7 protein-coding genes and 2 pseudogenes are annotated in these 11,939 nt (G+C 40.1%); 6 read left to right on the forward strand and 3 right to left on the reverse strand.

Annotated elements, in window-relative coordinates; translation table 11 throughout:
* Positions 1–2: 2 nt before the first annotated feature.
* The 3 genes and pseudogenes from V7K36_RS14865 to V7K36_RS14875 all read left to right on the forward strand — a co-directional run.
* Positions 3–593: a siderophore biosynthesis protein gene (locus tag V7K36_RS14865; protein WP_335116901.1), complete on the forward strand. Its 591-nt coding sequence runs from the start codon at positions 3–5 to the stop codon at positions 591–593.
* 79 nt (positions 594–672) lie between these two features.
* On the forward strand, positions 673–1,392 hold the full coding sequence (locus V7K36_RS14870) for a B3/B4 domain-containing protein (protein ID WP_335116903.1): 720 nt from the start codon (positions 673–675) through the stop codon (positions 1,390–1,392).
* Positions 1,393–1,420: 28 nt separating this feature from the next.
* A pseudogene (locus V7K36_RS14875) lies at positions 1,421–1,640 on the forward strand (SAM-dependent methyltransferase); the annotation flags it as partial.
* Positions 1,641–1,779: 139 nt separating this feature from the next.
* Here V7K36_RS14875 and V7K36_RS14880 read toward each other — a convergent pair.
* Positions 1,780–2,229, reverse strand: coding sequence for a hypothetical protein (locus V7K36_RS14880; protein ID WP_334830213.1), 450 nt, complete (start codon positions 2,227–2,229; stop codon positions 1,780–1,782).
* A gap of 96 nt (positions 2,230–2,325) precedes the next feature.
* Entirely contained in the window at positions 2,326–2,595 is a 270-nt protein-coding gene (locus V7K36_RS14885) for a hypothetical protein (RefSeq protein ID WP_335116905.1), read from the reverse strand.
* Between the two features lie 72 nt (positions 2,596–2,667).
* Here V7K36_RS14885 and V7K36_RS14890 point away from each other — a divergent pair, with 72 nt between their 5' ends.
* Positions 2,668–2,949 carry a hypothetical protein gene (locus V7K36_RS14890; RefSeq protein ID WP_335116907.1) on the forward strand — a complete coding sequence of 94 codons (282 nt, stop codon included), beginning with the start codon at positions 2,668–2,670 and terminating at the stop codon, positions 2,947–2,949.
* 25 nt (positions 2,950–2,974) lie between these two features.
* Here the strand turns inward: V7K36_RS14890 and V7K36_RS14895 are convergent.
* A pseudogene (locus V7K36_RS14895) lies at positions 2,975–3,229 on the reverse strand (hypothetical protein); the annotation flags it as partial.
* Between the two features lie 465 nt (positions 3,230–3,694).
* On the opposite strand from V7K36_RS14895, the gene V7K36_RS14900 reads away from it, so the two are divergent.
* Positions 3,695–5,956, forward strand: coding sequence for a DUF1796 family putative cysteine peptidase (locus V7K36_RS14900; protein ID WP_335116908.1), 2,262 nt, complete (start codon positions 3,695–3,697; stop codon positions 5,954–5,956).
* 297 nt (positions 5,957–6,253) lie between these two features.
* Positions 6,254–11,896 carry an ATP-binding sensor histidine kinase gene (locus tag V7K36_RS14905; protein WP_335116910.1) on the forward strand — a complete coding sequence of 1,881 codons (5,643 nt, stop codon included), beginning with the start codon at positions 6,254–6,256 and terminating at the stop codon, positions 11,894–11,896.
* The last annotated feature ends 43 nt before the right edge of the window (positions 11,897–11,939 follow it).

Genomic DNA, 11,939 nt, shown 5'->3' on the forward strand with positions numbered 1-11,939 from the left:
AAATGTCACCACAATCATTAGAGATTTGGAAAAAACTTCACTGGTCGTTTTTTTCGATGATTCAAGCCTTAAATATTGGGTTACAGAGGTTTGAGCAAGCAATGATTAACGAAAATCTCGCTTTAGCTCAAGCAGAATTAGAATCTGCTGCCACTCTAATGTTAGCCTCTGGTGCAGCGATGGAACTGGCAGCAAGTTTTAATCCAGTAGACTATGACCAGCAGATTCGTCCCACAATGATCCCTCCTCATGTTGAGTCTCATGACTTTAGTGGTTTAATGTTATGGGATCATTTTTTCTTGGTAGCAATTTGGATGCGATTGAAGCCAATTTTTGAAAATCTCCCCCCTGAACTGGAATCGAGCCATGAACGGTTTGTTTTAGCCTACAGAAGTTTAGCTCACGCCCATAAGGGAGTTTGTTCTAAGTTTGGGGGTGGCGAAACAGGTAGTATACGTTCAAATTCAGTCGGAATTTCTGCCAAAAAGACTGCGGTTCAGACTTTAGAGCTATTTGAGAAAAATCGTGAACGGTTACTCGATCCCCAACATCGGGTAATGTCAGGTTATCGGTTCGATCATCAATCCGCTTAATTTCGCTTCGCTAGGAGCAATCTTTTGAAGTTATCCCTAGCAAAATTAAGCGGATTCTAAACTCATCAAGAAAATCACAATGAATGCAACCATCCGTATTGATGAAGCGATCTTCAATAACTATCCCACCTTTCGTCGAGGAATCGTCATTGCAACACAACTGCAAAACCAAGGACATTCGGAGAACTTAGAAAATACACTCAATGAAGTCATTAGTCAAGCATCTCTGCATCCCATTGATTTAAAAACAGATCCTCGAATTACTGATTGGGATGAAGCTCATCGTCAATTTGGCTCAAATTTCAATAAATTCATCCCGGCTCATCGGAATTTGCTGAAACGAGTTCAAAAACCAGGCACATCTATTCCTTTTATCAATAAGGTGGTTGCAATTATGAATATCAACTCTATCCGAGATGTCATTCCTGTAGGAGGGGATGACTTAACAAGTATAGGAACTCTCTTAGAACTGCGTTATAGCAATGGCAATGAACGTTTTACGCCGATAGGACTACCAGAAACCATTGAAAATCCTGATGTCGGGGAAGTCATTTATGTTGCTGCTGAGTCAAAAGAAGTGATGTGTCGTCGCTGGAATTGGCGCAATGGACATAAAACCCGGATTACAGAAACAACTCAAGTGATTGTAATGAATATTGATGCTCTCGGAGAAAACAGTGAAGACAGAGCGATTACAACCCGAAATTCGGTAGCTGAAATGTTAGAACAATTCTGTCAGGCTCACGTCCAAACGACGCTTCTATCGCCCGAAAACCCGTCTTATCAATTGGAAAACTAAGCGATTGCATATTAGGGCTATTTCATTCTCATATTATGAACGGGCACTACAGTTAATACGTGCTGGCGGATTAATTATCATTGATAATGTGCTTTGGTCTGGGAAGGTAATTGATCAAGAATTTCAAGACACTGAAACCGTAGCCCTTCGATTACTGAATGAAAAACTCTCTCTACAAAGATGAACGGATTGACATCAGCGTTCTACCGATCGCGGATGGGCTAACTTTAATTCGGAAGCGTAGTTAAACCCTACTGTTTGTTGACCAAAAGGAAATTTTCTGGTGTTAGCAATAGCCATCTCCAGAAATTAATTTTGCGTTGCGCTAAGTCTTTGGTAGGCACAATTCATGAATTGTGCCTACCTCATTTTCAGTAGATGTTTTCTCTACTTGCTAAAAGCATCCTTGATGCTATCAACAGTGCGTTCAACAGCATTCTTTGTCTTGTCTACTGCTTTTTTAGTCCGAGCCGAATCTTCGTCTGCTCTTTTCTGAATTGTAGCCGCATCTCTCTTGGCTTTGCGCTCAGCAAAACTACCATTGTCATCCGTTGCTTGGTCAACTTTATTGGCATTGTTCTTGGCAGTTTGCTTGACTTTATCTGCCGTATCTTGGATGAAATTTTTGGCTCGTCCAGCATCTTCACTGGCTTTTTCTTGAACTTGATCGCCCGCGTCTTTGGATGCAATCAAGGTTGCAGTGGGATCAGCCATTGCTGAGGTGTTCGAGAAAAATGCACCTTGCCAAACAAAAGCGATCGCTAACATACAAAACAGTGTTGTAGCCATCCAGCGTTTTACCGTGGAAAACTGTTTTGTAAAATAATTCAGTTTCATAGAATACAATCTCATGTGATTTAGTATACTATTTTTACTTCATTTTGCTTATTAGCCATATCGATCCTTAGATAGAGGTTTTTGCGTCAGAAGTTGTTATAGAAATTCACTATTTTGATAGATTGAATTTTGAGTAAAGATTTTTTTCTGGTAATCAAGGAGCGAATTAAACAGTTTAGAGCTTTTGGGCATGAGCGATCGCTGTTGAGTTAATGGCTGTTGCGATTGGATGAAGAAGTCATTGCTGCGGCTAATTTCAATCCAAGCTTCTGTATCGTGGACGTAGCTGGAAGCAAGGATTTTCCAGACCCACTTTAGCTGATCTTGGGCATTAGACCAACCAACGGGGGGATCTGTTACAACCATGATGAAATAACTGATCGTCTATCTGACAAATTCAATAAATTAGGCGTTCATGCGGAACTAAAGTTAAGTGTTTTGGCGGGATTAGTAAATTTACAGGGTTCTGGAAATTACCTGCGTGAAGAGAAAACAAGTGCGAGAGCTGGAAGAGTGACACTGCTGTATTCGATTACAACGAAATCAGATTCAATCAATATTTGCAACGAAAAATTAAAAGAGACTATAGATTTAAATGCAATTGATTGTGTAGAAGCAACTCACGTAGTTGTAGGAATAGACTGGGGAGCAAATTGTACAATTACTGCTGAATATGCTAATCAAGATAATTGGGCATCCAAGTGTTGCACTAATTGGTAACTGTGTAATGGCAGAATAGATCACAGAGATTATCAAAAACAACAGCCGCATCCATCAAAAGGTAAGGCTGTCGTCGGCTGTAACCAAAGCGTTCACGGCAGTATTCCTCGAAGGTTTTATGTGTAGACCGATATAATCTACGATCGCGCAATTCCATTAAAGCCTTGCCTGCCTCAAAAAACGCTCTCTCCACTTTGCGTTCCAAGTGCAAGCGATCGCTCTGTTCTTCCTCCGTCAACTCTGGAATTTCAACAGCACTAACTGTAATCGCTACTGTAGCTAGGTTTTATTCAAGGTCTTGGTTATCAAAGATTTGGTGAAGATGCTTGGTGAGGGTAAATTCGTTGGAATCCCCGCGACCCAAGAATCTTCGGGCTTATAGCCCGGAGAGTATCAACACCTATAAATGTTGGTTAACTGGAATAAATAGCCTTTGCTACCAAATACTTGCGTATTTTAGTGAAATTATTAACTTAATCTTATCCTTTTCTTGATTTTTTCTTAGTTGTGCCAAGACTTTTGATGCAATATATTTTACTTAATCAGTATTAAATATTCTCTAAAAATCCGATTTAATTTTTGAAAAGCTTGACCGATGTAGCTTTGGGTGATGTAAATCAGAGCTTCAGTATACTTAGCAAGATTCATACCGGATTGTTAAGAGTTCTATGTGATATTATCAAAACAGGTTTAAGGATTCAGCCTGAGTGTTTGGTATCGTACTCACTAAATCAGGATAAACTTTATGTATCGATTCCAGATCAGTGCATACACTCAAACGGGCGAATCCATCGGTCTTGTCGGTTCTACTCCAGAGTTAGGACTGTGGGACATTAGGAAATGTATCCACCTGCGTACAAGTGGCGATCGCTATCCTTTATGGTGGACAGATATAGAAATTGACATTCAGCGATCTTTGGAGTCAGGCGATCGCCAAATAATTAAGTATAAATACGTACGTCTCGATGCAAACGGCAACCTGCGATGGGAAAGCTTACTAAGTACAAATCGCTGGATTCCGATTGACCCTAACGATCATTTCAGCACGATTATTGTGGATGATGGCGCATTCGGTTATTTACAGCCTTACCCCTTTGGATACATAGAGGAGCCGGCTGTCAGGATGCCCGTGGAAGAAGGGGCACAGAGACTCAAAATCGTGGTCATTGGCAGTTCCGTCGCATTAGGTCATAAAGCCTGGTTTTTGAGAGGTTGGGTCTGGTTGTTGGCACAGGCTTTAGAGCAAAAATATGGGCATAAACTCGTGAATGTGTCGGAAGTGGGGGCGAATGTCGGCACAACGATCGCTCGATTTCCCTCAGTTGTCACTCCAGAACAACCGGATATCGTGATCATTGCCCTGTCTCTGGGCAACGAAGGGTTAGCCCAGTGTCCCCCTCACCAACGCCGGGTAGTACAGAGGCGGTTTGAAAGTGGCTTGCAGCATCTGGTGAAAATGACGCGCGACATTGGAGCAATTCCGATGCTGGGCGCAGTCTATCCCAATGGCGACTATTCCCTGGAACATTACTGGCTGATCCGAAACACACACAACCGGATGCTAAGTTGGGGCGTGACTGTACTGGACTGGTTGGCAGCCGTGGATGATGGGCAAGGACGATGGAAAGCAGGAACATTTTTCGACCCGGCTCACCCGAACACTATCGGTAACAGCCTCATGTATCAGCAGATCGACCTGCATCTTTTCGACATCGACAAAGACGAATTGGCAAAAGAAAAACAACGCTTCCGGCAACCGAATGAATTTCCTATCTACTTTGACAATGGGGGCTTTCATGTCTCTGTATGTATCGAAGAAAAGCGTTTACGGATCATTAATCCATCACAATACAGCTACACGATCGCTCCCTATTGGCAGGAACTACAAACTGCACTGCAAAGTCAGGCCGGATTGATTCCAGGTATTTACATTGCGAAGGATACCCAGCCAGGGACGCTCCCCTTCTTTGCCGTGCAGGAGGATGGCGCGATCGCAACCACAGTAAACATCCCGCCTGATGCCGACCTAGAATATAGCGCCGCCTTCAATCTCTTTTCGCCGAACAAGGTTTTGTTCTATGACGGGCATCTGGGGATTTTGCAAGCGGACGAACACCACCTCTGGGTGATCAACGAATCAGACAACGAGTACAACATTCAGCCAATGTGGCATGAGGTTTGCAACGCACTTAAAGCCATACCATCGGGTGTCTATGAAGATCCGCTTCATCCCGATGCCCCCTTTCGCACCATGATGATTGGTAAGGATGGGCTAGAAAGCCGGGTGAAAGCACCACCTAAGTCTGCGGTGTTTTTCCAATACAAATGCAAGTTATCGGATATCAGCCGTGTGGCCATTCTTCCCCTTGGCGATCGCTGTGCCGTCCGCATGATGCTGTATAAGATGGAATATGATGGTCCCGCCTTCCCGTTTGATTTAACGCGCACTACTAATATTGCAGATGTTGCCGATGCGATCGAAAATGGTTTTGATGATATGTGGAACCCTGCCTTCCTGCACTACAGTCCCGATGCAGGCAGAATCTACCACAGTAAGTGGTCAGGTCTATCCTTTGCCCATGAAATCGAGGAGACAGACGACCCGACGGGTGATATGTCTCCCGTCCATGAACGGATGCGCCTTCGGTACACAGCACGCTCTGAAAGGTTTTGGTACGCACTGCGGCGCTGCGACAAAGTGCTTTTCGTCCGCACAGGAATTAGCGATCGCGGTGGTGTGATAGATTTACTCAACAAGCTGCAAAAACAATGCCAGGGGAAGCCATTTCATCTCTTGCTTCTTTCTCCCCAAAGCGATGATCAGTTTTTAGACCTTCCCAATGTGTTGCACTATAATGTCGAGTTTAATCCTGATCGCATGTATGAAGATTTGGGACACTGGATGTACTGCACAGAGGTGATACGAGGGATTTTAGAATCCCTTCGGGTATCTAGCAAAAACCTTTTCTGGTGTCCATCCAAACCTCCGAAGGATGTGTTTTATTAACCATATATTTCACTAACTTTGATTAATTTATTAACAAAAGTTGGTATATGCTGTGTTGTTTCCTAAATTTTTGTGAGTCAGCTTTTTGAGACTTAACGGGAAAAGTCAGATTGGCATCCAGGTCTTGTGGCGAGGCTGGTTAAAATTACACGACCTTTATGTTCGCGTAGTGTCTCGTAGAGAGGGTTGCCAGTTTGCTAGAGATACTTAACAGCAAAAGTCAGTATCCAATGATAGTAGCAACTATGTTCTGGGTACACTAAACGATAGAAAGAAAATCTATGAGAACCAGATCCAATGTTAGTAGTATCAGATACAGTATTTCCTATACTTGGCTATCGCATTACTAAGCAATTATACTCAGGCAAGAAAACCTTAGTTTATCGAGCTATCAGAGAAAAAGATCAGCAATCATTTATTTTAAAATTGATGCGTAATGAAGATCCTAACTTCGCTGAAATTAATCAGTTTTGCAATCAATACACCATTACCCAAAATCTTGAAATTCCGGGCATAGTCAAACCAATAAGCCTAGAAAAAAATCACAATAGATATCTTCTAGTAATGGAAGACTTTGGCAGTATTGCCCTTAATCTCTGGCAGCAAGAACAGCAGGAAAAAGGAAAAATTTCTGTTTCATTGAGTGAGTTTTTCGATATTGCTATTGAAATTAGTGCAACCTTGGAAGGGCTACATCGCCATCGCATCATTCACAAAGATATCAAACCTGCCAACATTTTGATTCATCCGATAACAGGTAAGACCAGAATCATCGATTTTAGTCTTGCTACTTTATTACCAAAAGAAATTCAATCTCTCACAAATCCCAATGTCTTAGAAGGTACTCTAGCTTATATTTCTCCTGAACAAACAGGACGCATGAATCGGGGTATAGACTACCGTACCGACTTTTATTCCTTGGGTATCACCTTCTTTGAACTTCTGACTGGGCAGTTACCCTTTAGCACCACTGAACCAATGGAATTAATCTATTCTCACATTGCCAAAGAACCGCCAAAAGCCAGCAAGATTAACTCCAATATTCCCACAATCTTATCTGATATTATCAGCAAGCTGATGGCAAAAAATGCCGAAGACCGATATCAGAGCGCTCATGGACTCAGGTATGACTTGGAGAGATGTCAAAACCAATGGCAAGAGAAAGGAAATATTACAGTCTTTGAATTAGGGATTCGGGATATCTCAAACCATTTTGCTATTCCTGAAAAACTTTATGGTCGTCAAAGAGAGATTGAAATTCTACTCACTACTTTTGACCGGGTGACAACCGGAAGCACGGAAATGATCTTAGTCTCTGGTTACTCAGGTGTTGGTAAAACTGCTGTAGTCAACGAAGTCCACAAACCCATTGCAAGACAGCGTAGTTACTTTATCAAAGGGAAATTTGACCAATTCCAACGTGACATCCCGTTGTCAGGATTGGTGCAAGCTTTGCGGGATTTAATTGGGCAAATACTCTCCGAAACAGATGCCCAAATTCAACAGTGGAAAACCAAAATCTTATCGGCATTGAGTACGCAATCTCAGGTAATCATTAATGTAATTCCTGAACTTGAAATAATTATTGGCAAACAACCTCCATCTTCTGAACTTACTGGTAGTGCTGCTCAAAATCGCTTCAATTTATTGTTTCAAAGATTTATCCAGGTTTTCACTACAAAAGAGCATCCTCTGGTAATCTTTCTGGATGATTTGCAATGGGCAGATACGGCTTCCTTGAAGTTTATTCAATTATTAATGGATCGAGCTTCTTCTCGGTTTACTAATGCTACAGAGAATATATATGAGAGTAAAGGCAATTTGCTACTAATTAGCGCCTATAGAGATAATGAAGTTTCAAATCTACATCCGCTATATTTGACACTACAAGAAATGGCTGAAACAGGAGCATTAATTAAGACAATTAAAGTCTCACCTTTAAGTCAGATTGATTTAAACCATCTGATTGCTGATACGCTGCGTTGTGGAGAAGCCATTGCTGTGCCTCTGACTCAAATGGTGTTTATCAAAACTAAAGGGAACCCCTTCTTTGCATCTCAATTTCTCAAGTTATTGTATGATGAGGAACTAATCAAATTAAATTTTGACACTGGTCATTGGCAGTACGACCTTACCAAAATTAAAACCTTATCTCTTACAGAGGATGTAGTAGAATTTATGGGAATCCAAATAGAAAAATTACCCATAAATGTCCAAAATGTATTAAAAATATCTGCTTGTATTGGTAATGAGTTTGACTTAAGAACATTGTCAATTGTTAATGAAAAGTCTGTAATAGATACTGCATCAGATTTATGGCAAGCATTGCTTGAAGGACTGATTGTACCTCAGAAAGATGGTTATAATCTTGCACCAGAAAATGATAGACAACTATTAAGCTTTTCAACTAGAGAATCGGAAAATTTATCATTTACTAATTCCCAATTATCCAAATATAAATTCGTACATGATAGAGTTCAACAAGCAGCTTATTCTCTAATTCCTAAAGACCAAATCAAGCAAATACACTTAAAAATTGGGCTACTTCTCTTGAAAAATACCCCAGTTGCTGAACGGGAAGAAAATATTTTTGAGCTTGTCAATCATTTCAATATTGCAGTTGAATTCATCACCGATCAAGATAAACGTAATGAGCTAGCTGAAATGAGTCTTATTGCTGGACGCAAAGCTTTGGTATCAACAGCTTATTCATCCGCACTTAAGTATTTAATTATTGGAATTGAGCTACTAGCAGATGATAGTTGGGATACTAAATACGATATCACCTTAGCTTTGTATGATATGGCAGCAGAAGCGGCATATCTCAGTGGTGACTTTGAATATACAGAAAAATTTGTCCAGGTTGTGTTGGTAAAAGCAAAAACTCCACTGGATAAAGTTAAAGCTTATGAAGTCAAAATACAGTCTTATGGTGCACAAAGAAAAGAACTGGAAGCTGTCAATATTGCAAAAAGCTTTTTGAAAATTTTGGGAGTAGAGTTTCCGACAAATCCCAGCCAATTAGATATTCAGATAGAAATAGAGACAACATCTGCAAAATTGGCCAATAGACCCATTCAAGACTTAATTGAACTACCGGAAAATACAGAATCCCAACCACTGATAATCATGCGGATTCTATCTAGTGGAATTGCTCTTGCTTATACAGTTGCGCCGGAATTATTAGTGTTGATTATTCTGAAACAGATCAATTTATCTATCAAATTTGGTAATTCTCCTTTGTCTGCTTTTGCATATGTGATGTATGGAGTAATGTTGTGTGGTGTAATAGGGGACATTGATTCTGGATATAAATTTGGGAAACTAGCTGAGAGTTTGTTGCTTAATTTCCAAACAAGAGAAGTAACTGGCAAGGTTATGGAAACATTTAATCATCTTATCAGACATTGGAAAGAGCATCTAAAGCAAACATTGAAATCTTTACTTGATTCTTATACTACTAATCTCGAAATAGGAGATATAGAATTTGCAGCTTATGCTCTTTATGGTTACTGCCAACATGCATATTTTATAGGACAAGAACTAGTAAAACTTGAACAAGATATAAAAACATATAGCCATACTATTAGGCAACTAAAGCAAGAAAGAGTATTTTATTGGAATGAAATATTTCGGCAGACAATCTTGAATGTTCTAGGAAATGTTAAAAATCCGCAGAGTTTAATTGGTGAAGCGTATGATGAGGATAAAATGCTACCATTTCATCTTAAAGCTAAAGATGGATCAGCACTTTTTTTCCTATATTTCTGCAAACTTCATCTATGTTATCTGCTGGCTGATTACTCTCAAGCTCTTAAAAACACAGTAATGGCAGAAAAGTACTTATATGCTGGTGTAGGTATGTTCGTTACTGCTCAATTCTATTTCTACGATTCATTGACGCATCTAGCAGTATATTCTGATTTCGAGGAATTTGAGCAAAAACAAATCCTCGATAGAGTAGCAGCAAATCAGAAAAAAATGCAAAATTGGGCAGTTCAGGCTCCCATGAATCACTTGCATAAATTTCATTTAGTAGAGGCGGAAAGACATCAAGTTCTTGGTCAATATCTTGAAGCAATAGATAATTACGAGTCCGCTATTTCCCTTAGCAAAGAAAATGAGTACATTAACGAAGAAGCTCTTGCTTACGAATTAGCGGCTAAATTTTATCTCAAATGGGGTAAACAAAGAATCGCCCAACTCTATCTGACTGATGCCTACAATTGCTATGTTCGCTGGGGAGCATTAGCCAAAGTTGATGACTTGCAAAAACGCTATCCTCAATTACTTGTACCCATTATTCAGCAAGAAAAACTTAGCCATTCTTACAATGAAAAAAACCTATCTGAACTGAGCATACACCTATCTACACTTAGCAATACATCTACTCTGCTTACGAATGAAACTGCCGTTGGCTTGAACACTAATATTTCAGATATGTTAGATTTGGCAACTGTCATTAAAGCTTCTCAAGCAGTGTCTGGAGAGATTGAACTGGAGGCACTACTTTCTACTTTAATGGAAGTTGTAATGGAGAATGCAGGAGCTTCTAAATGTGTGCTGATATTGAGTGAAGCTAATAACTTAGACTTAACTGTTACCGCAATTAGTTCTGGTTCCAGTTTTGGAGCTACTCACACGGAGTTTTTATCTATTCCTTTAGAGTTCAGCGATCATGTTCCGATTTCTTTGATTAATTATGTCAAACGAATCCAAGAAATATTAGTAATTGATGACATCAAAGCTCAAGCTAATTTTGCAGTAGATAACTATATTAACCATGATGAACCAAAGAGCATATTATGTATTCCAATGCTTAATAAAGGCAAATTTGTGGGGCTTATTTATCTAGAAAATAATTTAACTACAGGAGCATTTACACGCGATCGTCTAGAAGTTATCAAACTCTTAACTACCCAAGCCGCAATCTCTTTAGAAAATGCTATTCTCTACAACAATTTGACTGAAGCTAATGAGCGCTTGGAGGAATACAGTCATATACTAGAGGAAAAGGTGGTAGTAAGAACAGCAGAAATTAACGAAAAAAATCAACATCTGCAAGAAGCACTAGAAGAATTACAAAGTACCCAAAGTCAATTAATTCAAAGTGAAAAAATGTCTTCGTTAGGCCAAATGGTAGCGGGAATTGCCCATGAAATTAATAACCCGATCAATTTTATTCACGGTAATATTACTCACGCAAGTGACTATGTTGAAGAATTGCTAGATTTGATTAATCTTTATCAGCAACAATATCCCCATCCTTCAGCAATAGTGGAGCAAAAAATTCAGAAAATGGATGTAGAATTCCTGATAGAAGACCTACCAAGGGTTTTCGATTCTATGAAGGTGGGAAGTTCCCGTATCCGAGATATTATTCTGAGCTTACGTAACTTTTCTCGTCTAGATGAATCGCAAATGAAGCCTGTAAATATTCATGAAGGCATCGACAGTACCCTAATGATTTTGCAGCACCGACTCAAGGAAAAGAGCGTAGACGCAAAGCGGCCTGTCGATAGATATCGCCCGGAAATTGAGGTCTTTAAAGAATACGCGCATCTGCCGGATGTTATTTGCTATGCGGGTCAACTCAACCAAGTGTTTATGAATATTTTAAGTAATGCGATCGATGCTTTAGATGAGTACAAGAATGAAGGAGATTCTCCAAGCAAAAATCCTCAGATTCGGATTCGTACTGAACTAGGAGAACTAAACACGCTGAAGATTCGGATTGCTGATAACGGTCACGGCATGACTGCACAGGTACAGCAGAAAATATTTAATCCTTTTTTTACCACTAAGCCAGTAGGAAGTGGTACGGGGTTGGGGTTGTCGATTAGCTATCAAGTAGTGGACAAACACAAGGGTCAGTTAAGCTGTGATTCCACTCCTGGAAAGGGGACTGAGTTTGTGATTGAGATTCCAATGCAACAGTGAGACAAGCTGCCGATACTGGAAAATTTACAATCCGGTTCAGTTG

The sequence above is a fragment of the Nostoc sp. genome (genome assembly GCF_036919555.1).
Taxonomy (GTDB): domain Bacteria; phylum Cyanobacteriota; class Cyanobacteriia; order Cyanobacteriales; family Nostocaceae; genus Nostoc.